Origin of the sequence: Amycolatopsis sp. NBC_00348, assembly GCF_036114655.1 — a bacterium.
Taxonomy (GTDB): domain Bacteria; phylum Actinomycetota; class Actinomycetes; order Mycobacteriales; family Pseudonocardiaceae; genus Amycolatopsis.
Genome location: NZ_CP107994.1, coordinates 1,598,501 through 1,620,223, shown reverse-complemented (window position 1 = coordinate 1,620,223; position 21,723 = coordinate 1,598,501). Strand labels below are relative to the sequence as shown.

The window sequence follows — 21,723 nt, the reverse complement described above, 5'->3', positions numbered from 1 at the left end:
GATGTTTCCCGTCGTCGGAGGGCCGGCCACGCGAGCGGGCAACACCGTACCGCCGCCGGCCGCTTGACCGGGCGGCGACGTGGGTATTCCTGCCGGTATGAGTAAATGGGGCAAGCGGCTCATCGCCATGGCCGTGGCCGTAGTGGTCGTCGTCGCGGCGGTGCTCGTCGGATCGGCCGTACACCTGTTACCCCAGTTGCGGAACCCGTTCGCCGAACACACCGAAGAGCACTCGGGTCCGGTGCTGCTGCAGTCGATCGTCGAGCTCTCCCGCTACGAGGCGGCCAGCGGCTCGTTCCAGGTGGTCGTCGACATCACGACCGGTTCGGTGCTGCCGAGTTTCCTCGTGGGCAGCGACACGCTGTTCATCGGCGTCGGCACGGACAACGCCTTCGTCGACTTCTCGCACTTGAAGGGCGACGCGATCAAGGTCTCCGACGACCGCCTGTCCGCCACGATCACCCTGGGCCACGCCCAGCTGGAGCCGGCGACCCTGGACGTGCACGAGTCCCACGTCTACGCGCAGCAGCAGGGCCTGTTCACCCGGATCAACGAGTTCCTCAGCGGCAACCCGAACTCGCAGCAGGCGCTGTACGAACTCGCGCAGAAGCAGATCCAGGCCGCGGCCGAGAAGAGCCCGCTGGTGGCCGACGCGGAGAAGAACACCCGGACGATGCTGGTCGGCCTGCTGCAGTCACTGGGCTTCAAGAACATCACGGTGAACTACGCCGACAACGCCGTCGGCTGACCGGGCCCGCCGTCGCCGGGAGTCCACTGAGGACAGTGGGCGACCGGAAAGAGATCAGCTCGTGCGGCGGCGGTAGGCGCGGGTCTTGGTGCGGTTGCCGCACGCCTCCATCGTGCACCAGCGGCCGCCGCCGTTGCGGGAGGTGTCGTGGAACGCCCAGCGGCAGTCCTCCGCCGCGCACAGCTTCAGGCGGTGCCAGCCACCGCTCGCCACGTTCACCGCCACCGTCTCGAGGATGGGGTCGAGGCCGGGTACGCCGCTGTCGGCGGTGACGCGCAGCCCGCCGGCCGGGTCCGGCGCCAGGCGCAGGGGAAATTCGGCGAGGGCCCGCGCGGCGCCGTCGGTGAGCGCTTCCCGCAGCGCGGTCCGCAAGGCGACGGCGGCGGCCAGGTCGGCCGGGCGCAGCCGCTGCCCCTCGGCGACCAGATCGTGCTCCTCGAGCCACTCGGAGAGCGCTTCGACCGAGGTCAGCCGGTCGGCGGCAACGCGCTTCTCGCCGTGCCAGCGGAAGGTCCGCTGGTCGAGCGTGTTGAGGAACTGCTCGACCAGGGTCAGATCCGCCACCGCGATGTTCACGACACCACTGTAACCCCATACCGGTGTTGACGGTCACCGACACCGGCTATAGCCTTTGCCGGTGTCGACAACCGAGAAGACCTCCACGGCGACCGCCGACCCATTCACCCCCCGGACGACGCCGGCGGCCATCGAGGACCTGCGTGCGCGGATCCGGGCGACCCGCTGGCCCGACGCCCCCGAAGACGCCGGGTGGGCACTCGGCACCAACGTCGCCTACCTTCGCGAGCTGGCCGCGTACTGGGCCGACGAGTTCGACTGGCCGGCGCAGGAGGCCGCACTCGGCGGGCTCCCCCGCTTCCACGCGCCGGTGGGCGACCTCGGGATCCACTACGTGCACGCGAAAGCCGCGGCCGGGACCGCGTTTCCGCTGGTCCTCAGCCACGGCTGGCCGGACTCGTTCTGGCGCTACTCGAAGGTCGTCCCGCTGCTGACCGATCCCGGCGCGCACGGCGCCGACCCCGCCGACGCGTTCGACGTCGTGGTGCCGGACATGCCGGGCTACGGCTATTCGGACCGGCCGGCCGCACCCCTCGACTCGGTCGCCGTCGCCGGGCTGTGGGCCGAGCTGATGGGCGATCTCGGGTACGCGCGGTTCGGCGCGGCGGGCGGCGACGTCGGCAGCCAGGTGAGCCGCTTCCTCGCGCTCGACCACCCCGAGCGGGTGGTGGCGGTCCACCGGACCGACCCGGGCCTGCCGGTCTTCACCGGCGACCCGGCGGACCTCACGCCGGCGGAACGGACCTGGCTGGCCGCCTGGCCGGCCTGGAGCGGCACCGAGGGCGCCTTCGCGGCGATGCACCGCACGAAGCCGCAGACCGCGGCCTTCGGGCTGACCGACTCGCCGGTCGGGCTGGCCGCGTGGATCGTCGAGAAGATGCGGGCGTGGAGCGACTGCGGCGGCGACGTCGAACGTAGCTTCACGAAGGACGAGATCCTCACCAACGTGACGCTCTACTGGTTCACCGCGACGATCGGCTCGTCGATGCGGATGTACCGCGCGAACTCCGCGATCCCACCCGAGCGGCTCGCCCGGCGCGTCGAGGTGCCGTCCGGCTTTTCCTTGTTCCCCGGGGATTTCCTGACACCGCCGCGGGCGTGGCTCGAGCGCACGGCGAACGTCACACGCGTCACCGAGCCCGCGCGCGGTGGCCACTTCGCGCCGTTCGAGGAACCCGAGCTGTACGCGGCGGAACTGCGCGAGTTCTTCCGGCCCTTCCGGGCGACGCCGGTGCGCTGAGCCGCGCGGTGGGACGCCGGTGCCCGTAGACTTCGGGACGACTCTGCGGGGAAGGGGTGGCCCGGACGGTGCCGAAATCACGCGTGCGGGCGGCCGATCTGCTGCAGTCGCCACTGATCCCGCCGGGCAGGCCCGTGCGGCGCGGGAGCCAGCTGCTCTTCGGGCTGGTGCTCTACGGGATCAGCGACGCGATGGTCGTGGCGGCCGGGCTCGGCGTCGAGCCGTGGGACGCGCTCGCCCAGGGGCTGACCCGCACGGTCGGGCTCAGCATCGGCGTCTGGACCAACCTGATCGGCGCCGCCGTGCTGCTGCTGTGGATCCCGCTGCGGCAGAAACCGGGGCTGGGCACGCTGTGCAACGTCCTGCTCGTCGGCACCTCGATGGACGTCACCCTCGCGCTGCTGCCGTCGTTCGACCACCTGTGGCTGCGCTGGGTCGTGCTGATCGCGGGCATCGCGCTCAACGGCTTCGCCACCGGCTGCTACATCGGCGCGCAGGCCGGCCCGGGGCCGCGCGACGGCCTGATGACCGGGCTCGCCCAGCGCGGGCACCCGATCTGGGCGGTGCGCTGGGGCATCGAGATCGCGGTGCTGGTGATCGGGTTCGCCCTCGGCGCCACCGTGGGCATCGGGACCGTGCTGTACGCCTGCACGATCGGGCCGCTGGCCCAGCTGTTCATGCCGCTGCTGGACATGGGGCGTGGCAAGGGAAAGCCGGGCTGAGCGGCTCAGCCGGCCGCGGCCAGGTGCGATCGGCGGTCGGCCGCCAGCCGGGCCGCGACGCCGAACTCGCGGAAGAGCGCGGCGGAGACCGGATCCGTGCCGGCGTACCACTCCGGGTGCCACTGCACGGCGAGGCAGAACGAGCCCGTCGTGGCCGAGACGGCCTCGATCACGCCGTCGGCCGACACCGCTTCCACCCGCAGGTCCGGGGCGACCCGGTCGATGGCCTGGTGGTGCAGCGAGTTGACCGAGACGGCCGACGTGCCCAGCAGCCGCCGCAGCACCCCGCCTTCGCGCAGGCGGACCTCGTGGGCGGGCAGGTACTGCCGGTCCCGGGGCTGCGAGAGGTCCTCGCGGTGCCCGTCGTGGGGCAGGTCGCGCAGGGTGCCGCCCAAGGCGACGTTGAGCTCCTGCAGCCCGCGGCAGACCCCCAGCACCGGCAGCCGCGCCCGCAACGCGGCGGGCAGCACCCGCAACGCGAGCTCGTCGCGGGCCGGGTCCGCCGGGGCGAGCCGGGGGGCGCCGCCGTAGCGGGCGGGCTGGACGTCGGTCTGGTGGCCGCCGAACACGACGCCGTCGAACCGGCCGAGCAGCTCCGCCAGGTACGGCGCGGGGCCGCCGACGACGGCCACCGCGCAGCCGGAAACCCGTTCCAGGGCCCGGACGTAGACCTCGCGCACCGCGATGTGCGACACGTCGTCGACCGGTTCGGCCGACGCGGCGAGCGCGATCAGCGGGCGGCTCACCGGGCCTGCTCCAGCGCCTGGGTGAGGTCTTCGAGCAGGTCGTCGGGGTGCTCCAGGCCCAGGGACAGCCGGACCGAGCCCGGGGTCACGCCCGCAGCGAGCTGGTCGGCCACCGGCAGCTGGGCGTGGGTGGTGGACGCCGGGTGTGTGGCCAGGGACCGGACGTCGCCGATGTTGGTCACGTGCGCGAAGAGGCGGAGGGCTTCGATGAACCGGCTGCCCGCCTCCTGCCCGCCGGTGAGCTCGAACTGCACCAGCGGGCCGCCGTTGCCGCCGAGGTACCGCTTGAGCAGGTCCGCCTGCTCGCCGCCGGCCAGGCTCGGGTGGCGGACCGAGGCCACCGCCGGGTGCGCGGCGAGGAACCGGGCCACCGCGGCCGCGTTGTCCCCGTGCGCCCGCATCCGCAGCGGCAGCGTCTCGATGCCCTGGATGAGCAGGAAAGCGTTGAACGGGCTCAGGCACGGCCCGAGGTCGCGCAGCAGCGTTTCCCGCGCCTTGAGCAGGTACGGGCTGCGGCCCAGCGCGCCTTCGAGCCCAGCGCCCGCCTCGGTCCACACCTCACCACCGTGGGCGGCGTCGGGCTCGGTGAGCAGCGGGTGCCGCGCGGCGTGGCGGGTCCAGTCGAAGGTGCCGCCGTCCACGATGAGCCCGCCCAGGGCGCTGCCGTGCCCGCCGATGTACTTCGTCGCCGAGTACACCAGGATGTTCGCGCCGAACTTCAGCGGGTTGCAGACCATCGGGAGCAGGGTGTTGTCCAGCATCAGCGGCACCCCGGCCTGGTCCGCGAGCCCGGCGACGTCCTCGATGGGGAAGATGCGCAGCTTGGGGTTGGGCAGGGTTTCGCCGAAGTAGCACCGGGTGCGCTCGTCGGTGGCGGCGGCGAAGTTCTTCGGGTCCTCCGGGCTGACGAACCGGGTCTCGATGCCGAACCGGGCGAAGGTGTTGGCCAGCAGGTTCCACGTGCCGCCGTAGAGCTCGTCGGAGCTGACGATGTTGTCGCCGGCCTGGCACAGATTGAGCAGCGCGACGGTGGTCGCGGCCTGGCCGGAGGAGACGGCCAGCGCCGCCGGGGCGCCGTCGACCGCGGCGATCCGCGCCTCGAGGACGTCGCAGGTGGGGTTGTTGAGGCGGGTGTAGGCGTGGCCGTCCTCGCTGAGGTCGAAGATGCCCGCGGCGGCCCCGGTGCCGGGCAGCTCGTAGGCCGCGGTCTGGAAGATGGGCGTGACCACCGGCGCGGTCGGGCCGGTGCGCAGCTCGGCGCCGGCGTGCAGCACCGCGGACTCGGGCCGCCGGTACTGCTTCGGCGTGCTGGCGGCTCTGTCACCGACCGGCATGGGCGTGCTCCCTCGGCTGCTCGGACATGGACGTGACGATCGCGGTGACGGCGCTGGGCTGGCCCTGCGGTCCACGGGTGAACAGACCGCCCAGCACGGCGTCGACCGCGGCGTACTCCGGATCGGCCAGCCGCACCCGCCGCGCCTTGCCGAGGTTCCAGAACGGCGTGCGCGGGTCGAGGTGGTGTTCCAGGTGGTAGTTGTCGTTGTGGATGCCGGTGAGGAACTTCTCCCAGCCGCGGCTCTTGCGGTTGCGGGTCATGTGCAGGTCGACCCGGCTGTCCCGGACGAGCGGGGTGTGCTCGGACAGCTCGATGTACCAGCCCAGGATCTGGAAGCTCGTCAGGTAGGGCACGAACCAGAACAGCAGCAGCTCCATCGTCCAGCCCTGTGACCAGCAGACGCCGGCGACGACGGCCCAGAACGCCCAGAACCCGACGCGGTCGAGCGCCCGCTTGCGGGGCTGGACCGGCGACGCCTCTTGGGAGCGGCCCGCCCGCAGCACCCGGTACCGGTTGCGCACCAGGTACCGCAGGTAGGCCCAGGTCTGCGTGCCGAACAACGGCATCAGCACCACCCGGCGGACGTAGGCCCGCGGCGACGCGGCCCGGTAGGCCCCCTGCTCGATGAAGAACCGCAGGTCCGGGTCCTGGTCCGGATCACCCAGCCGCGGGTGGTGGGTGAACACGTGCGAAACCTTGTAGGCGTAGTGCTGCTGGAAGATCGGGTACGCCGTGAGCACGGTGCCGAGCAGCATCCGCACCCGGTGGTCGGCCGCGCCGACGCCGTGGGCGCAGTCGTGCAGGATCGTGGACAGCCCCCGCTGGCGGGCGCCGATGACCAGCGCCGCCAGCGGGTAGCACCACCACGACACCGCGACGCACAGCCACACGCACGCCGCGATCCAGCAGGCGTCCTCCAGCCACGCCAGTCCGGCGTGCCAGTTGTCGCTGCGGTTGAGGGGTTTCAGCTCCGCCCGGACTTCACCGGGGAAGCGGTGCGACCGATAGCGCTTTCCGTCGTAGGCCCATTCGGTGTCCGACACGCGTTTCTCCCTGGAGTCGTGATCAGACGAGGGCCGTCAGCGGCACGCCGATGAACGTCGGGTCGAAGCGGCTGACGCCGTCGAGCACCTCGTCGATCTTGGCCATCACGGCGTCCTCGAGCACGACGTCGACGGCCTTGAGGTTGTCCGTGAGCTGCTCGGGGCGCGAGGCACCGGTGATCGCGGAGGTGACGTTGGGGTTCTGCAGCACCCAGGCGAGGGCCAGCTGGGCCATCGTCAGGCCGAGCTCCTCGGCGACCGGGCGCAGCTCCTGCACCTTGCGGAGCACGTCGTCCTGCAGCCAGCGGACCATGTAGCCGCTGCCCTCGCCGTCGGTGGCGCGGGAGCCCTCGGGCGGGCGCTGACCGGGCAGGTACTTGCCGGTGAGCACGCCCTGGGCCATCGGCGACCAGACGAGCTGGCCCATGCCTTCGCGCTCGCAGGCCGGGATGACCTGGGCCTCGATGACGCGCCACAGCATCGAGTACTGCGTCTGGCTGCCGATCAGCGGGACCCGCAGCTCGCGGGCCAGCGCGGCGGCGCGGGTGATCTGGTCGGCGGTCCACTCCGAGACCCCGACGTAGAGGACCTTGCCTTGGCGCACCAGGTCGGCGAAGGCCAGCATCGTCTCCTCCAGTTCGACCGTGGTGTCGAACTGGTGGGCCTGGTAGAGGTCGAGGTAGTCGGTCCCGAGCCGGCGCAGGGAGCCGGTCGCGGACTCCATGATGTGCTTGCGGCCCAGGCCCTGGTCGTTGGGGCCGCCGGGGCCGGTCGGCCAGTACACCTTGGTGCAGATCTCCAGGCTTTCCCGGCGACGGCCCGCCAGCGCGCGGCCCAGCACCTCTTCGGCGCGGGTGTTCGCGTACATGTCGGCGGTGTCGAAAGTGGTGATACCGGCGTCGAGCGCCGCTTCGACGCATTTCTTCGCTTGTTCTTCCGCCACCTGCGATCCGTGGGTGATCCAATTGCCGTAGGCGATCCTGCTCAGTGAGAGGCCGCTGCGGCCCAGTCGTCGATGTTCCATGCCTGAAGACACTCCAAGGAAATTTCCACGTAGTCAACGTTTAGAACCGCTGAACAGGGTGCGGTTGATGGGGTCATAGAAACTATTGATGAGCCCATCAGCGGGGCCATGATCACATTTGCCCCGACCATTTCCCGGTGGGAGCGTGAGTCATCTACCGGGGGAAATCATCGGAATCGCCGCGGAGTCGCCGCGGCTGGAATCCGGTTCGAGGTCGGGAGAACAATGGTAGACAAGATCGTGACCGCCGCACGTGCGGCGACCGTGGCGGCCCCGCCGCTGGGCACCGAAGCGTACGACCGTTTCTGCACCGGGCTGGCCGCCCGGCTCACCTCGGCGTGGCCGCAGATCCGCGCGGAGAACGACGCCGACGTCGGCCGGGCTCAAGAGCAGGGCCTACCCGACGTGCTCGTCGACCGGCTCCGGCTGACCGAGGAGCACCTGGCGGACCTGGTGACCCTGACGTCGACGGTCGCCGGCGAGATGCGCGAGCTGACCCACCGCCCGCCGGGCACCCCGATCGGCGACTGGGGCACACGTCGCCGCGTGCCGCGGCCGCTGGGCGTGGTGCTGATGATCTTCGAGGCCCGCCCGACCGTCACCGTCGAGGGCGCGCTGCTCAACGTCGCGGCCGGCAACGCGGTGATCCTGCGCGGTGGCAAGGAGATCACGCGGACCAACGCCGCGCTCGGCGCCGCCGTCACCGCCGCACTGGAAGACGCCGAGCTGCCGACGGGCCTGGTCACCGTGCTGGACGACCCCAGCCGCGCGCTGATGAAGGAACTGCTGCGCCGGCCCGACGAGATCGACGTGCTCATCCCCCGCGGCAGCCCCTCGCTCGTCGACTACTGCCACAACGCGGGCACCATCCCGGTGCTGGCCAGCGGCGGCGGGGTCAACCACCTCTACGTGCACTCGAGCGCCGAGCTGGACCAGGCGGTCGCGATCGCGCTGGACAGCAAGCTGCCCGCGCCGGCCGGGTGCACCTCCCTGGAGATCGCCCTGGTCGACCGGCCGGTGGCCGACGAGTTCGTGGCGGCGCTGCTCGACGGCGCCCGCCGCGACGGCCGGCCGCTGACCCTGCGGGTCGGCGAAGGGATCCGGCAGCCGGAGACGACCGGGCCGTGGCGGGCGGAAGCCCTCGGCGAGCACGACCTGGGCCGGGAGTTCCTCGACAGCACGATCGGCGTGGTGGCGGTGGACTCCCCGGACGAAGCCGTGGAGTTCATCCAGCGGTACGGCTCCGGGCACAGCGAGGCGATCGCCGCCACCGACCCGGAGGTCACCGGCGAGTTCACCGACCGGGTGGACGCGGCCACCATCGTCGTCAACGGGTCCCTGCGGCTCAACGACGGTCCCACGCTGGAACTGGGCTCGGAGATCGCGATCAGCACCAGCAGGCTGCACGCCCGCGGGCCGATCACCTTGGCCGCGCTGGTGAACTACAGCTGGGTGGTCGAGGCCAACGGCCGGCTGCGCGAGGCGAACTGATGACCGCCCCCGCGAAGCCGCCCCTGCTGCTCCCGCTGAGCCGGCGGCCGCAGGCCTCGCAGGCGGTGCTCGTGCACCCCGGCGGTGGCGGCCTGAGCCCGTACACCCCGCTGGCCGTGCGGCTGGCCCGCCGCGGCGGGGTGAGCGGGATCCGCGCCAGCGGCCTGTTCGAAGGCGAGCAGCCCGACGAGGACGTCGACGCGATGGCGCGGCGGTACCTGCGGCTGCTGGACACCCTGCCGCGGCGCCCGGAACTGCTGGTGGGCTGGTCCATGGGCGGCGTCCTCGCCTGGGAGCTGGGCGCACGGCTCGCCGAGACCGGCCCGGCCCCCGCCGTGGTGATGATCGACAGCTTCACCCGCCGGGACGAGTTCGGCACCGCGACCCAGCGCGACGACGTCGTCGAGCGGATCATGCGCTCGGTCCACGCCAAGGTCGCACCCCGCGACCAGCCGTCGGCCGAAACCACCGCCCACGCCCACGTCACCGCGTCGGGCCGGCACCGGGTGACCAGCGCCCACCCCGGCCCCGCGCTGCTGATGGCGTGCGACGGGCCGAACCGCCGCACCCAGATCGAGAACTGGACCCGGCTGTCCGGGCGGCTGCGCGTGCGCGAACTGCACTGCGGTCACTTCGACGTGTTCGGCCGGAAAGCCCTGCCCGCCGTGCTCGGCCACCTCGACGAGTTCCTCGCCCGGAACGACGCCGACCTGGCCCGCACGGCCTGAACTTCCCCGCGCAAGAAGAACGACGAACCGATCCCCGAATGCCTGGGAGGGCAAAGATGACAACCGGACCAGACCACACGACGGTCTCCGACTCCGTCAAGCGCGTGGTGATCGCCGAATCCCGGCTTTCACTGGCGCCGGAGGAGATCCAGGACAACGAGCCGCTCAGCGGCGACCTGCTGCGCATCAACTCGATGGGTTTCGTCGGCATGCTGGTGCAGCTGGAGGACACCCTCGACGTGACACTGCCCGACGACCTGTTCGTCGGCCGCACCTTCAAGACGGTCAACGACCTCGTCGAGGTCGTCGCCGAAGGCGCCCGCGAGACGGAGGTGCAGCGATGAGCACCGTCGCGATGCCGACCAGCTGGCGCAGCGTGCTGCCGCACCTGGACGAGCCGCTGCCGCCCGACCGCAGCCCGGAGGCGACCGCCGGCAGCTCGGACGCCGGGGTCTCGGTGAACCTGCCGTTCGCGCTGGTGCGCCAGTCCGCACCGGGCCGCGAGTTCTGGGACATCCCCGCCGAGGTGCTCGACGCCTACCGCACCTTCCGGCCCACCCAGCTGTGGCGGGCCCGCCGGTTCGAGGAGGCCGTCGGCGCGCGGGTGCCGATCTACGTCAAGTACGAGGGCGGCAACATCTCCGGCAGCCACAAGCTGAACACCGCGCTCGCGCAGGCCTACTACTACGCCAAGGCCGGCGTGAAGGAACTGGTCACCGGGACCGGGGCCGGGCAGTGGGGCACCGCGCTCGCCGCCGCCTGCTCGATCTTCGGGTTGCGCTGCCGGGTGTTCATGGTGGGCACGAGCCTGCAGAAGAAGCCGTACCGGGGCACGCTGATGCGGACCCTCGGCGCCACCGTGCACGCCAGCCCGAGCGACCTGACCGAGGTCGCCGCCCGCGCCGGCGGCGGGTTCAACAGCCTCGCGCTGGCCATCGGCGAAGCCGTCGAATACGCCGGGCGCACCGAAGGGGCCGCGTTCTGCATCGGCAGCGGCGAGACCTACAGCATCCTGCACCAGTCCGTGATCGGGCTGGAGGCCATCGAGCAGCTCGCCGAGCTGGAGGCCGAAGTGGACAGTGTCGTCGGCTGCGTCGGCGCCGGCTCGAACTTCGGCGGGCTCGCCCTGCCGTTCTTCGCCGAGGCCGCCGCGACCGGGGCGGAGTGCCCGCGGCTGGTCGCCGCGGAGTCCAGCACCACCCCGAAGCTCACCCGCGGCGTCTACGCCTACGACAAGACCGACGCCACCGGGGTCAGCCCGATGGAGGCGATGTACACGATCGGCAGCTCCTACCCGATCCCGGACTCGCACTCGGCCGGCCTGCGCTTCCACGGCGCGGCGAAGGTCCTGTCCGCCATGCGGCACCAGGACCAGATCACCGCCCGGGCCGTCGGCCAGGTCGAAGCGCTGGAGGCCGGTCAGGTCTTCACCCGCACGGAGATGGTGCTCCCCGCACCGGAGTCCGGACACGCGCTGGCCGTCGCCGCGCGCCTGGCCTCGGGCCGCGACGACGAGGACCGGCCCACCCGCGGCGTGGTCGCCTGCGTGAGCGGGCACGGCTACCTCGACCTGTCCGCCTACCAGCAGCTGATGGACGGCGAACTCAGCAACGAGCCGCCCGTGGAGCAGTCGCTCCTGGCGGCGATGGACCAGCTGCAGCCGGTCCAGGGACTCGCGATCGCCGGGAGTGGTCATGCCGTCTGAGCCGCTGGACCACCGCCTCTTCGACTGCGTCCAGGTGAACCTGGCCGAGCTCGCCGACCGCCTCCACGGCGACGGCACGCACCTCGCGCTGGGCCGGGTCCTGCGCTTCTGGCCCCGGCCGGGCGCGGACGGCCTGCCCACCGTCGAGCCGCGGGTCGACGCGCACGTGACCGAATCCGCCACCCTGCTGGGAATGCGCGTCACCCGGCGCGAGCGGGTCGACGGCGCGGACGGCCTCGCGCCGGGCCCCGGCTGTTACGTCGTGGCCGACGCCTACCACCTGCCCTGGGTGCCCTACTTCCACGAGCAGCACCTGGAGCACAGCTTCCTGGTCGAGCCGGCCGAGGACGGCGTCACCGTCGTGGACGGCTACCACAACGACACCCAGTGGGGCGCGGCCCGGCCGGGCCGCTGGACGCTCGGCCACGCGGAGTTCGCCGAAGCGCTCCCCGAGGGCGCGCTGACCTTCGACCTCGTCGCCGACGGCTCCGCCACCGAGCGCACGCCGCTGGTGGAACTGGCCGACGCCGGTTCGTTCGTGGCGACCTACGCCGATCACCCCGACCGGGTCCGGGCGCTGCGGGGCCTGACGTTGCAGACGTGGCTGCTCACCCGCAGCCGCCGCCTGCACGCCGCGGCCATGGAGCTGGACACCGACGCGGTGCGGGCGCACCTGGCGGAGTGGGACGCGCTGGCCAAGCAGGTCTACCTGGCGAGCCGCCGGGTGTCCGCGGGCCGGGAAGAGCCGCGTGCGCTGTTCCCCCGCCTCGCCGAGTGCCTCGCCGCGGACCACACCGCGTTCGGCGGCATCGTCGAGATCACCGCGACGTCCACAGTGGACACCGCCGAGGTCCCGGTGCAGGTCCGCGAGTCCGTCACCTCGGTGATCGGGACCGTGCTGGGCACCGAACCCCCCGCCGGCGCCGGCGCGCTCGGCGAGATCCCCGGCTTCAGCTCGTTCCGGATGATGGAGATCGTCGAGCGGATCGAAAGCGACCTCGGCGTCGAGTTCGCCGCCGAGGACCTGGTCCCGGAAAAGCTCACCCACGTCGACGGCCTCTGCCGCGCCGTCCTGGCCGCAGGAGGAACACGATGACCTACTCCCCGCGAGTGCTCCACGAACTGCTCGACCACGCCGCCCGGCAGTGGCCGAACCGGACCGCGCTGACCTGCCGGGGCGAGTCGACGACCTACGCCGAGCTCGCCGCCGCCGCACAGCGCGTCGCCGCGTCGCTGGCCGACCGGGGCGCCCGCCGCGGCGACCGGCTGCTGATCAACGCCCCGGCGAGCACCCTGCTGCCCGCTGTGGTCTTCGGCGCCGCCCGTGCCGGGGTCGCGTTTTCCCTGTTGCACGAACAGGTCCGCGGCAGCAGCCTCGACCACGTGCTCGCGGACTCCGAGCCGGTGCTGATGGTGACCGGCGACGACGAGGTGCGGCGCTCGGCCGACGCGGCCGGTGTCCCCGCCGTCTCGGTGGCGGACCTCGCCGCCGGCCCCGGTCACGACGTCGAGCTGCCCGTTCCCCCGCTGCCGGTGGACGTCGTGTGCCTGATCTACACCTCGGGCACGACCTCGCTGCCCAAGGCCGTCGTCAGCACCCACCAGCAGCTGCTCTTCGCCGTCGGGGCGATCACCTCGGTGCTGGAGTACCGCAGCGACGACGTCGTCTACAGCCCGCTGCCGCTGTCCTTCGACTACGGGCTGTACCAGGTGTTCCTGTCCGTCACGGCGGGCTCGAACCTGACGCTGGGCGCGCCCACCGAGGTGGGGCCGTCGCTGGTCGGGAACCTGGTGCGCGCCGGCGCGACCGTGCTGCCCGCCGTCCCGGCCGTCGCCGAGGCGCTCAGCGCGCTGCTGCGGCGCCGCCCGACGCCCGCCCCCGCCCTGCGGCTGCTCACCAACACCGGTGCGGCGATGCCCACCGGCACGCTGGAAGGCCTGCGCGAAGCCATTCCCGGCCTGCGCGTGCAGCTGATGTTCGGGCTGACCGAGTGCAAGCGCGCCACCATCATGCCGGTGGACGGCGACCTGGACCGGCCCGGTTCCAGCGGCCGGGCCCTGCCCGGCACGGAGGTCTTCGTCATCGACGACGCCGGCGAGCGGCTGCCCGCCGGCGAGGTCGGCGAGATCGTGGTGCGCGGCCCGAACGTGATGGCCGGGTACTGGCGCCGTCCGGAGCTCACCGAGCAGAAGTTCCCGCGCGTGGACGGGCTGTTCCCGGAACTGCGCACCGGCGACTACGGCCGGCTCGACGACGAGGGTTACCTCTACTTCGACGGCCGCCGCGACGACATCTACAAGGAGCGCGGGTTCCGCGTCAGCGCGACCGAGGTCGAGGCCGCCGCCCGCCGCGTGCCCGGCGTCCGCGAAGCCGCGGTGCTGGTCCCGAAGGACACCCGCCCGGCCTGGCTGTTCGTCACCGGCGACCTGGCCGCCGACGGCGTGCTCGACGCGATGCGCACCCGGATCGAGGAGTTCAAGATCCCGGCGACCTGCCGCCTGGTCGAGAAGCTTCCCTTGACCGGCAACGGAAAGGTCGACCGCAAGGCGCTGGCGTCGATCGCGGAGGAGGTGTCCGGTGGAGCTGCTCGCTGAGCACCCTTCCCCGCTCGCGGACCTGCCCGGCGAGCTCGCCGGGCTGCCGACCCCCGCCTACGTCTACGACCTGGCCGAGGTCCGCCGCAACCACCGGCGGCTCGACGAGGCCCTGCCCGAAGGCACCGGGCTGCTGTACTCGCTGAAGGCCAACCCGCACCCGGACGTCCTGGCCGAGCTGCGCGAGGCCGGCGCCCGCCCGGAGGTCTGCTCCTCCGGCGAGCTGCGGGCCGCGCTCGAGGCCGGCTGGGCGGGCGAGCAGGTGCTCTACACCGGCCCGGCCAAGCGGGACGCCGAGATCACGGCCGCGCTTCAGGCCGGGGTGCGGGAGTTCTCCGTGGACTCGCCGTACGCCATCACCCAGCTCGACCGGCTCGCCGGCGAGGCCGGCGTCCACGCCCGTTACCTGCTGCGCGTCAACGACGACCAGCCGGTGCCGGGCCAGGGCCTGGCGATGACCGGTGTGCCGTCGCAGTTCGGCGCCGACACCGGCTGGATCCTCGCCGAGCCCGCCCGCTTCGCCGGGGGCGCGCACGCCGAGGCGGCCGGGTTGCACCTCTACATGGGCACCAACCTCACCCAGGTCGACGACCTGCTCGGGCAGTTCGGCCGCGCGCTGGACACCGCCGTGCGGCTGCAGGAAGCCTTGGCATCACACGGGGTCCGCTTCCGGACCCTCGACCTCGGCGGCGGTTTCGGCGCCCCGTTCGCGAAAGAAGGCACCGCGGGTGAACTGCCCGGCCTGCGCGAAGGGCTCGAAGCGCTGCTCGGCGAGAAGGTGCCGGGCTGGCGCGAGCAGGGCCCGGAGGTCGTGTTCGAGTCCGGCCGGTACCTGGTCGGCACCGCGGGCACCCTCGTCACGGCCGTGCTGGACGTCAAACGCTCGCAGGGCAAGGACATCGTCGTGCTGGAGTCCGGCATCAACCACCTCGGCGGCATGTCGGGGATGCGGCGGCTGCCGCCGCTCAACCCCCACCTGCTCGGCCCGGCCGGCCCGCCCGCACTGGACGCGCTCGTCGCCGGCCCGCTGTGCACGCCGCTGGACACCTGGACCCGCAACGGGAAGCTGCCCGAACTGAGCCCCGGCGACCTGGTGGCGGTGCCGAACGTCGGCGCCTACGGGCTGTACGCCAGCCTGATCGCCTTCCTGGGCCACCCCCTGCCGGCGGAGGTCGTCGTCGACGGCGACCGCCCCGGAACCCCCGCGCGGACCTCGCGTGTGGAACTGGTCAGGACCACCACGGTCACTGACCCCGCTACGGCGGACCCGAAATGAGGAGCGAACCGATGGACCCCCGCATGACCGAACTGCTGACCCCGTTCCTGAAGTTCCTCAACGGCCGCGAGCTCGGCCCGGACGACTCGCTGCGCGAGTGCGGGCTGGACTCGATGCAGTCGATCAACGTGCTGTTCGAGATCGAGGACGTGTTCGGCATCTCGCTGCCGGACGAGGACATCACCGACGCCACCTTCGCCACCCCGGCCACGCTGTGGACCGCGGTCAGCGCTCAGCTGGAGCACCAGGGGGTCTCGTCATGACCACCGCTCCCCTCGCCGAGCTCGTGGGGCGCGTGACCAAGGTCGCCGCCGAACACGTCCGCGAGACCGACGACGACGCCGCGTTCCCGGTGCAGGCGCTCGACGAGCTGCGTGCCACCGGCCTGCTGGGCCTGCTCGTGCCCGCCGAGGAAGGCGGGCTCGGCGGATCGCTGGCCGACATGCTCGAGACCAGCGTCGAGCTGGGCCGGGTGGACATGTCCCTGGCGATGATCTTCGCCATGCACTGCCAGCAGGTCGCCGCCGTGCTCGCACACGCCGACGGCAAGCTGCGTGCGGAGCTGGTGCCCGAGATCGCCGCGGGCCGGCTCTACATCGCCTCGGTCACCACCGAGGCGGGCAAGGGCGGGCACCTGCTGACCGCCGAGTCCGCCGCGGCCTGGCGCGACGGCGAGCTGCTCGTCGACCGCTTCGCCCCGATCGTCACCGGGGGCCGGCACGCCGACGGGTTCCTGATCACCATGCGGTCGCCGGACTCCGAGGCGGACAACCAGGTTTCGCTGGTCTACGCCGCCCGCTCGCAGGTGGAGATCGAGCCGGCGGGCGGCTGGAACCCGCTGGGCATGCGGGCCAGCGACAGCGGCGCCCTGAAGCTGCGCGGGCGGCTGCCCGCCCACCAGGTCGTCGGCCGGCACGGCGACTTCCACACGATCGTCACCACCGTGTTCGGTCCGCTGGCCCACCTCGGCTGGGCGTCGTGCTGGCTGGGCACGGCGGCCGGGGCGCTGTCCCGGGTGATCGGCTCGCTGCGCGGCAGCCGCGGGAAGACCGACTTGAGCTCGGAGCTGCTGATGACGCGGCTGTCGCGGTCGCGCCAGCGGCTGGACACCGTGCACGCGCTGATCGACCACGCTCGCGAGGTCGTCGAGACCACCGCGGACCTCAGCGTGCCGAAGGTGCAGCTGCTGATCAACGCCGTGAAGATCACCGCCGCCGAGGAGTGCTACCGCGCCGTCGACGAGCTGGTCGACGCCGTCGGGATGCGCCACGGTTACCTGCGCGACTCCCCGACGCGGCTGGAGCAGTCGCTGCGGGACCTGCGCTCGGCGGTGCTGAACTACAGCAACGACCGGCTGCACCTCGCCGACGGCCGGCTCACCCTCCTCGACCAGGAGGTGCGTTTTGCCTGAGTCAGCGCTGCTGGACTCGCGCGTGCGCGCCGGTCCCGCCCCGGACGCGGCGGAATCACTGTCCACTGTGGAATCCGACGCCCCCGCCGCCGAGGTGTGGCGGGCGCTCGGGTCCGCCGGCGTGCTGCGGGCGCAGTACCGCCGGCGCACCCCGACCGGCCTGGTCGCCGACCCGGACCGGCTCGGCGCCACCCTGCGCGCGGTCGACGCCCGCGGGGACAACGGCATCACACTGAGCGTGCTGGTGCAGTCGGCGAGCGCGTTGCCGATCCTGGCCGCCGGGACCGGGCCGGCCGAGGCCGCGTTCGACCGGGTCGCCGACGGCGGCTGCGAGGTCGCGCTGGCCGCCACGGACGCCGCGGCGGCCGGGTCCGACCTCACCGGGCTGGGCACGGAGATCGAGGTCGACGGCGACACCGTCCGGCTCGAAGGCGCGAAGCGGTGGGTGACCACGGCGACGCGCGCCGCGTACTTCCTGGTACTGGCCCGGCACCGGCCCGGCCGGCACTTCACGTCCTTCACCTGGGTCCTGGTCCCGGCCGACACGGCCGGGGTGCGGGTCACGCCCGCGACGACGACCCTGCTCCCGGGCTCGGGCACCGGGCACGTCGAGTTCTCCGGGGTCCGCCTGCCCGCCTCGGCCGTGCTCGGCCGGACCGGCCGCGGGCTGGCCCTGTTCGCCCGGCACATGGGCACCGAGCGCCTCGCCGGCGCCCAGTGGGCCACCGCGCTCACCAGCCGCGTGCTGGCCGACACCCGGACCGCGCTGACCGAGCGGGAGATCGACGGCCGCGCGCTGTGGGACCACGACTCGGTCCGCCAGGAGTTCGCGCGCTGCCTGGTGCGGGTGCGCGAACTGCGCGCCCTGTACGAAGCCCTGGGCGAACGGGTCGTGGAGGAACACGACACGACGAGCGCGGCGATGCTGAAGGCCGCGATCGGGATCACCCCCGACGAGGTGCTCTCGCGCTGCGCGCGCTGGCGCGGCGCCGACGGGTTCGCCGACGACGGCCTGCAGCTCGTGCGGGCCGAGGCCGCGGTGTTCGGCATCGGCGGCGGGGTGACCGAGCTGATGCTCGGCGCGGTCGCCGACGGCGCCGGGACCCTGCTCGAGGAGCTGCGCGCGTGACCGCCGGAACGCGGGCCGACGCCGGCGATGGCCTGGACGTCACCGCCGACGGCGCCGAGATCTCGCCCGGGGTGTGGGTCGCCTCGGCCGCCCGTGCCGACCTCGGCGACGCGCTCGCCCACCCGGGCGACCTCGCCGACGCCGGCACCCGGCCGCGCTGGCGCCGCACGGAGTTCCTCGCCGGCCGGCACCTGCTGCGGCGCCTGCTGCGGCGGGTGCGGCCCGACCTGGCCGCGCTGCCGCTGCGCGCCGACCCGGCGGGCAAGCCCCGGCTGGACGCCGGCGGCGCGCCGGACCTCGCGCTGCCCGGCATCACGATCTCCCACGACGGGGACCGGATCGCGGCGGCGGTGTGCGCGCACGGAGACGTGGGCGTGGACGTCCAGCTGCCCCCGGACCGGCTGACCGACTCGACCGTGCGCCGGTGCCTCGGCTCGCACGCACCGAAGGTCACCGCCCTGCCCCGCGCGTGGCGGGCCCGGGAGTTCGCCTGGGTGTGGACCGTGCAGGAAGCGTGCGTCAAGGCCGCGGGCACCGGCATGGCCGGGCGGCCCTGGTCGATCGACGTCCCGCCCGGCGCGGTGTCCGGGCACTGGGGCGGGTTCGCCTGGCTGAGCCTGCGCACCCGATCGCCGGTGCCGCTCAGCTGCGCCTTCCACACCGCTCCGCACTGGTGATCCGGTGCGGAACCCGACCACGACGACGGAGGTCGACGTGCACCTCATCAACGCCCCGGACGTAGTGCCGGAACTCAGTTGCTACACCACCAACCTGGTCGCCTACCTCGAAGCCGACGACCCCGGCGTGAAGACCCGCCTGGCCCACGCCGTGCGGCTCGCGGTCCGGCTCGACGGCGGCAGCGGGGACCTCGTGTTCTCCCAGCACGCCCGCGTCGACGACAGCGCCACGCACGATCCGCTCGGTTACCGCGGGGCCCCGGACTGGGCGCTGGCCGCCGGCGACCTCGACGCGGAGCTCACCCGCTCGGGGCGGGTGCTGACCGTCGCCGACACCTTCCACCTGCCCTGGTCCCCCGCGCACGAGACCGCGCACTCGCCGCACTGGCTGCTGCTGCTCGGCCGGCGCGACGGGCACTGGCTGGTGGGTGACCACTTCTGCGCGTTGACCCCGCTCGGCGCCCAGGAACCGTTCCTCGGCTGGCTGGACGACGCCGCGCTGGAGCGCGCGTTGACGCCGCACGCCCCGTGGCCGGCGGAGATCGACAACCGCGACCGCCACGCGCTGGGCGCCGCCGTGGAGCCGGTGCTCGCGGACCGGTTCCGCTGGCTGGCCCGCTCCGCCGGCGAGGCGCCCGCCGCCCCGGCGGCGGCACCGGACGGCTGGACCTGCGTCCTGCCCGAGGTGCTCGGCCGCATCAGCGGGGTCCTCACCGAGGACGAGACCGCCGCCGCCCGCTACGGCGACGACCTGTGGGCGGCGAGCAGGCACTACACCTACCGGCTCGAAGTGCTCGCCGCGAACGGCGAGATCTGCGCGGAGGACGCCGCCGCGGCCGCGATGAGCTGGGGCGAGCTGCCCAAGGTCGTCCGGTTCGCCGCGGAGTCGGCCGCCAGGGGCCGGCCCCGCGCCGGTCTGCTGGAGCGGACGTTCGACGACCTGGTGCGCACCAATACGAAAACGACCGCCGGCCCGGCATCGGAGGCATGAGAACGATGAACACCCTTTACCACTGGTTCGAAAACTCGGCCGGGAAGCACGCCGACGCGCCCGCACTCGAAGTCGGTGCGCGCACCCTGACCTACAGCGAGCTGGAAGAGCTCGCCGGGCACGTCGCGGCCGAGGCCGTCGCCGCGCTGGGGTCGGTGCCCGCCCGGATCGGCGTGCTGGCCGAGCGCAGCGTGCTCACCTACGCCGGCTACCTCGCCGCGCACCGGCTCGGCAGCACCGTCGTGCCGCTCAACCCCGCCTTTCCCGCCCAGCGCAACCGGATGATCGCCGAGGCCGCCGGTCTCGACCTGGTCCTCACCGAGGACCCCGCCGACCTCGGCGTGCCGGAGCTGGCCATGGCCGAGCCCACCGGCGGCGCCGCGGGCACCCCGCCGGCGTCCGCCACCGGGGACCTGGCCTACATCCTGTTCACCTCGGGCTCGACCGGGCGGCCGAAAGGCGTCCCGATCCGGCACCGCAACGTCTGCGCCTACCTCGAGCACGTCGTGCCGCGCTACGGCATGGAGCCGGGCAGCCGCGTCTCGCAGACCTTCGACCTGACCTTCGACCTGTCGGTGTTCGACATGTTCACCGCGTGGGGCGGCGGTGCGACGCTCGTCGTCCCCAGCCGCGAGGACCTGCTGGCGCCGGTGCGGTTCGTCGCGGAGAAGCGGCTCACCCACTGGTTCTCGGTGCCCTCGATGGTGTCCTACGCCCAGCGGCTGCGCAGCCTGCGGCCCGGGAGCATGCCGACGTTGCGCTGGAGCCTGTTCTGCGGGGAACCGCTGACCACGCACCAGGCCACGGCCTGGCAGCGCGCCGCTCCCGACGGCGTCGTGGAGAACCTCTACGGCCCCACGGAACTGACCATCAGCTGCGCGGAGTACCGGCTGCCGGCCGATCCGGCGGACTGGCCGGAGACCGCCAACGGGACCGTGCCGATCGGGCGCCTCTACCCCAGCGTCAGCCACGTCGTGCTCGACGACCAGGGACGCCCGGCGGTGGAAGGGGAACTCTGCGCGCGCGGGCCCCAGCGGTTCCCCGGCTACCTCGACCCGGCCGCCAACGAAGGCCGTTTCTACCACTTCGGCCCGGGCGACGAGACCGCGCGGCCGCACGCCGCGGGTGACGAGCTCGACGACACCGCGTGGTACCGCACCGGTGACCGGGTGTCCTGGCAGGACGGTGCTCTCGTCCACTTGGGACGGTCGGACCAGCAGGTGAAGGTGCAGGGCTACCGGGTCGAGCTCGGCGAGATCGAGGCCGTGCTGCGGGACCAGGAGGCGGTGCGCGACGCGATCGTGCTCGCCCTGCCCGGCAGCGGCGGCACGACGGAGCTCGAAGCGGTGTGCACCGGCTCGGACCTGGACTCCGACCGGCTGCTCACCGCCGTCGCCGGCCGGCTGCCCGCGTACATGGTGCCCCGGCGGCTCACCGTGCTGGACACCCTGCCGCTCAACGTCAACGGCAAGATCGACCGCTCGGCCCTCACCAAGGAAGCGATCGGGCAGCGCGGATGACCACCACACCCCGGGAAGGGAAGACCATGCGCACCGCACACGTCACCCAGTCGCCGCTCCGCACCACCCGCCGGCCCACCGAAACCCGGCCGGTACCGGGCATGCCGGCCCAGGAGGCCGCGCCGCCTGGCGTTTCGGCTTCGGTGCCGGGAGTTTCGGCACACGAGGTTTCGGCGCCGGGAGTTTCGACGCCGGGGATTCCGGCGCCGGAGTCCGCGACGCACGGCCCGTCGGCGCAGGGCCCGCCCGCGCCGGACCTGGTGCCCGCGGAGGGATTCCGCCAGGCGATCGCGAAGCTGCCGACCGGGGTCACCGTGCTCACCACCGTCACCGGTGACTCTCCCGTCGGCTGCACGGCCAACGCCGTGATGTCGCTCTCGGCCGACACCCCGAGCGTCCTGGTGTCGCTGGGCAGCCACAGCCGGACCCTCGCGGCCATCCTCGACACGGGCTCGTTCGCCGTCAACACGCTGTCCTGGTCGCAACGGGCGCTGACCCGCAAGTTCGCCTCCGGCAGCCCGGCCGAGCGGTTCGACGGCGTGCCGTGGCAGCCCGAGCGCCGGATCCCCGTGCTGTCCGCGGCGGGGGTGGCGCTGGTCTGCGAGGTGGGCGACACCGCGGCGCTGCTGGACCACACCGTGGTCGTCGGCAAGGTCGTCTGGCTGCGGCACACGAACGAAGCCCCGACGGTCCTCTACGGCCGCGAGCAATACCCGCTGGGAGCCTGAGGAAAAGAACAATCGCCCGGCTCGGCGGGCCGCCCCG

General features: G+C 73.0%; 22 protein-coding genes. 17 read left to right on the top strand and 5 right to left on the bottom strand.

Annotated features, from left to right (window positions below; genetic code table 11):
• Nucleotides 1-97 precede the first annotated feature (97 nt).
• Entirely contained in the window at nucleotides 98-748 is a 651-nt protein-coding gene (locus OHS58_RS07205) for a DUF4230 domain-containing protein (RefSeq protein ID WP_326952493.1), read from the top strand.
• Nucleotides 749-802: 54 nt separating this feature from the next.
• Here the strand turns inward: OHS58_RS07205 and OHS58_RS07200 are convergent, their stop codons facing one another.
• Nucleotides 803-1,324 (bottom strand): CGNR zinc finger domain-containing protein, encoded by a 522-nt coding sequence (locus OHS58_RS07200; protein ID WP_326952492.1) that lies wholly within the window; start codon nucleotides 1,322-1,324, stop codon nucleotides 803-805.
• Nucleotides 1,325-1,385: 61 nt separating this feature from the next.
• Here OHS58_RS07200 and OHS58_RS07195 point away from each other — a divergent pair, with 61 nt between their 5' ends.
• Both OHS58_RS07195 and yczE read left to right on the top strand, forming a co-directional pair.
• Nucleotides 1,386-2,564, top strand: coding sequence for an epoxide hydrolase family protein (locus OHS58_RS07195; protein WP_328647612.1), 1,179 nt, complete (start codon nucleotides 1,386-1,388; stop codon nucleotides 2,562-2,564).
• 101 nt (nucleotides 2,565-2,665) lie between these two features.
• Entirely contained in the window at nucleotides 2,666-3,286 is a 621-nt protein-coding gene (gene yczE / locus OHS58_RS07190) for a membrane protein YczE (RefSeq protein WP_328649778.1), read from the top strand.
• A gap of 5 nt (nucleotides 3,287-3,291) precedes the next feature.
• On the opposite strand, the gene OHS58_RS07185 is transcribed toward yczE, so the two are convergent.
• Genes OHS58_RS07185 through OHS58_RS07170 form a run of 4 tightly spaced genes read right to left on the bottom strand, consistent with a single transcriptional unit; the run spans nucleotide 3,292 to nucleotide 7,435 of the window.
• Entirely contained in the window at nucleotides 3,292-4,032 is a 741-nt protein-coding gene (locus OHS58_RS07185) for a gamma-glutamyl-gamma-aminobutyrate hydrolase family protein (protein WP_328647611.1), read from the bottom strand.
• Nucleotides 4,029-5,366, bottom strand: coding sequence for an O-acetylhomoserine aminocarboxypropyltransferase/cysteine synthase family protein (locus OHS58_RS07180; RefSeq protein WP_328647610.1), 1,338 nt, complete (start codon nucleotides 5,364-5,366; stop codon nucleotides 4,029-4,031). Before OHS58_RS07180 ends, OHS58_RS07185 begins: the two co-directional genes overlap by 4 nt.
• Nucleotides 5,353-6,411 carry a fatty acid desaturase family protein gene (locus OHS58_RS07175; protein WP_326950630.1) on the bottom strand — a complete coding sequence of 353 codons (1,059 nt, stop codon included), beginning with the start codon at nucleotides 6,409-6,411 and terminating at the stop codon, nucleotides 5,353-5,355. The genes OHS58_RS07180 and OHS58_RS07175 overlap by 14 nt, the downstream gene beginning before the upstream one ends.
• 22 nt (nucleotides 6,412-6,433) lie before the next feature.
• A complete protein-coding gene (locus OHS58_RS07170; protein ID WP_328647609.1) occupies nucleotides 6,434-7,435 on the bottom strand; it encodes an aldo/keto reductase family protein in 1,002 nt (333 codons plus the stop codon).
• 225 nt (nucleotides 7,436-7,660) lie between these two features.
• On the opposite strand from OHS58_RS07170, the gene OHS58_RS07165 reads away from it, so the two are divergent.
• From OHS58_RS07165 to OHS58_RS07100, 14 genes are read left to right on the top strand one after another with little or no spacing between them, the layout of a single operon-like run.
• Complete coding sequence (locus tag OHS58_RS07165; RefSeq protein WP_328647608.1) at nucleotides 7,661-8,926, top strand: glutamate-5-semialdehyde dehydrogenase; 1,266 nt, start codon at nucleotides 7,661-7,663, stop codon at nucleotides 8,924-8,926.
• Nucleotides 8,926-9,654: an alpha/beta fold hydrolase gene (locus OHS58_RS07160; RefSeq protein WP_326952486.1), complete on the top strand. Its 729-nt coding sequence runs from the start codon at nucleotides 8,926-8,928 to the stop codon at nucleotides 9,652-9,654. Before OHS58_RS07165 ends, OHS58_RS07160 begins: the two co-directional genes overlap by 1 nt.
• Before the next feature lie 56 nt (nucleotides 9,655-9,710).
• The gene (locus OHS58_RS07155) at nucleotides 9,711-9,998 is read left to right on the top strand and encodes an acyl carrier protein (RefSeq protein ID WP_247052908.1); all 288 of its coding nucleotides are present in this window, start codon (nucleotides 9,711-9,713) and stop codon (nucleotides 9,996-9,998) included.
• The gene (locus OHS58_RS07150; RefSeq protein WP_326950634.1) at nucleotides 9,995-11,359 is read left to right on the top strand and encodes a TrpB-like pyridoxal phosphate-dependent enzyme; all 1,365 of its coding nucleotides are present in this window, start codon (nucleotides 9,995-9,997) and stop codon (nucleotides 11,357-11,359) included. Before OHS58_RS07155 ends, OHS58_RS07150 begins: the two co-directional genes overlap by 4 nt.
• A complete protein-coding gene (locus OHS58_RS07145; RefSeq protein ID WP_328647607.1) occupies nucleotides 11,349-12,455 on the top strand; it encodes an acyl carrier protein in 1,107 nt (368 codons plus the stop codon). Before OHS58_RS07150 ends, OHS58_RS07145 begins: the two co-directional genes overlap by 11 nt.
• Nucleotides 12,452-13,954: a class I adenylate-forming enzyme family protein gene (locus OHS58_RS07140; protein ID WP_328647606.1), complete on the top strand. Its 1,503-nt coding sequence runs from the start codon at nucleotides 12,452-12,454 to the stop codon at nucleotides 13,952-13,954. The genes OHS58_RS07145 and OHS58_RS07140 overlap by 4 nt, the downstream gene beginning before the upstream one ends.
• Nucleotides 13,938-15,230: a type III PLP-dependent enzyme gene (locus OHS58_RS07135; protein ID WP_328647605.1), complete on the top strand. Its 1,293-nt coding sequence runs from the start codon at nucleotides 13,938-13,940 to the stop codon at nucleotides 15,228-15,230. The genes OHS58_RS07140 and OHS58_RS07135 overlap by 17 nt, the downstream gene beginning before the upstream one ends.
• Nucleotides 15,231-15,241: 11 nt before the next feature.
• A complete protein-coding gene (locus tag OHS58_RS07130) occupies nucleotides 15,242-15,493 on the top strand; it encodes an acyl carrier protein (RefSeq protein ID WP_328647604.1) in 252 nt (83 codons plus the stop codon).
• Nucleotides 15,490-16,641, top strand: coding sequence for an acyl-CoA dehydrogenase family protein (locus tag OHS58_RS07125; protein ID WP_326950638.1), 1,152 nt, complete (start codon nucleotides 15,490-15,492; stop codon nucleotides 16,639-16,641). Before OHS58_RS07130 ends, OHS58_RS07125 begins: the two co-directional genes overlap by 4 nt.
• Nucleotides 16,634-17,770 (top strand): acyl-CoA dehydrogenase family protein, encoded by a 1,137-nt coding sequence (locus OHS58_RS07120; RefSeq protein WP_328647603.1) that lies wholly within the window; start codon nucleotides 16,634-16,636, stop codon nucleotides 17,768-17,770. Before OHS58_RS07125 ends, OHS58_RS07120 begins: the two co-directional genes overlap by 8 nt.
• Nucleotides 17,767-18,447 carry a 4'-phosphopantetheinyl transferase family protein gene (locus OHS58_RS07115; RefSeq protein WP_328647602.1) on the top strand — a complete coding sequence of 227 codons (681 nt, stop codon included), beginning with the start codon at nucleotides 17,767-17,769 and terminating at the stop codon, nucleotides 18,445-18,447. Before OHS58_RS07120 ends, OHS58_RS07115 begins: the two co-directional genes overlap by 4 nt.
• Nucleotides 18,448-18,451: 4 nt before the next feature.
• Nucleotides 18,452-19,438, top strand: a complete 987-nt coding sequence (locus OHS58_RS07110) for a hypothetical protein (protein ID WP_328647601.1) — start codon at nucleotides 18,452-18,454, stop codon at nucleotides 19,436-19,438.
• Between the two features lie 5 nt (nucleotides 19,439-19,443).
• A complete protein-coding gene (locus OHS58_RS07105; protein ID WP_328647600.1) occupies nucleotides 19,444-20,958 on the top strand; it encodes an amino acid adenylation domain-containing protein in 1,515 nt (504 codons plus the stop codon).
• A complete protein-coding gene (locus tag OHS58_RS07100; protein WP_328647599.1) occupies nucleotides 20,955-21,686 on the top strand; it encodes a flavin reductase family protein in 732 nt (243 codons plus the stop codon). The genes OHS58_RS07105 and OHS58_RS07100 overlap by 4 nt, the downstream gene beginning before the upstream one ends.
• Nucleotides 21,687-21,723: the final 37 nt, after the last annotated feature.

What these genes read in the sequence shown, in the direction of transcription:
- OHS58_RS07155 (WP_247052908.1), top strand. Translation starts at nt 9,711, where the DNA reads ATGACAACCGGACCAGACCACACGACGGTCTCCGACTCCGTCAAGCGC.
- OHS58_RS07170 (WP_328647609.1), bottom strand. Translation starts at nt 7,435, where the DNA reads ATGGAACATCGACGACTGGGCCGCAGCGGCCTCTCACTGAGCAGGATC.
- OHS58_RS07180 (WP_328647610.1), bottom strand. Translation starts at nt 5,366, where the DNA reads ATGCCGGTCGGTGACAGAGCCGCCAGCACGCCGAAGCAGTACCGGCGG.
- OHS58_RS07205 (WP_326952493.1), top strand. Translation starts at nt 98, where the DNA reads ATGAGTAAATGGGGCAAGCGGCTCATCGCCATGGCCGTGGCCGTAGTG.
- OHS58_RS07165 (WP_328647608.1), top strand. Translation starts at nt 7,661, where the DNA reads ATGGTAGACAAGATCGTGACCGCCGCACGTGCGGCGACCGTGGCGGCC.
- OHS58_RS07130 (WP_328647604.1), top strand. Translation starts at nt 15,242, where the DNA reads ATGGACCCCCGCATGACCGAACTGCTGACCCCGTTCCTGAAGTTCCTC.
- OHS58_RS07105 (WP_328647600.1), top strand. Translation starts at nt 19,444, where the DNA reads ATGAACACCCTTTACCACTGGTTCGAAAACTCGGCCGGGAAGCACGCC.
- OHS58_RS07160 (WP_326952486.1), top strand. Translation starts at nt 8,926, where the DNA reads ATGACCGCCCCCGCGAAGCCGCCCCTGCTGCTCCCGCTGAGCCGGCGG.
- OHS58_RS07100 (WP_328647599.1), top strand. Translation starts at nt 20,955, where the DNA reads ATGACCACCACACCCCGGGAAGGGAAGACCATGCGCACCGCACACGTC.
- OHS58_RS07150 (WP_326950634.1), top strand. Translation starts at nt 9,995, where the DNA reads ATGAGCACCGTCGCGATGCCGACCAGCTGGCGCAGCGTGCTGCCGCAC.
- OHS58_RS07125 (WP_326950638.1), top strand. Translation starts at nt 15,490, where the DNA reads ATGACCACCGCTCCCCTCGCCGAGCTCGTGGGGCGCGTGACCAAGGTC.
- OHS58_RS07145 (WP_328647607.1), top strand. Translation starts at nt 11,349, where the DNA reads ATGCCGTCTGAGCCGCTGGACCACCGCCTCTTCGACTGCGTCCAGGTG.
- OHS58_RS07140 (WP_328647606.1), top strand. Translation starts at nt 12,452, where the DNA reads ATGACCTACTCCCCGCGAGTGCTCCACGAACTGCTCGACCACGCCGCC.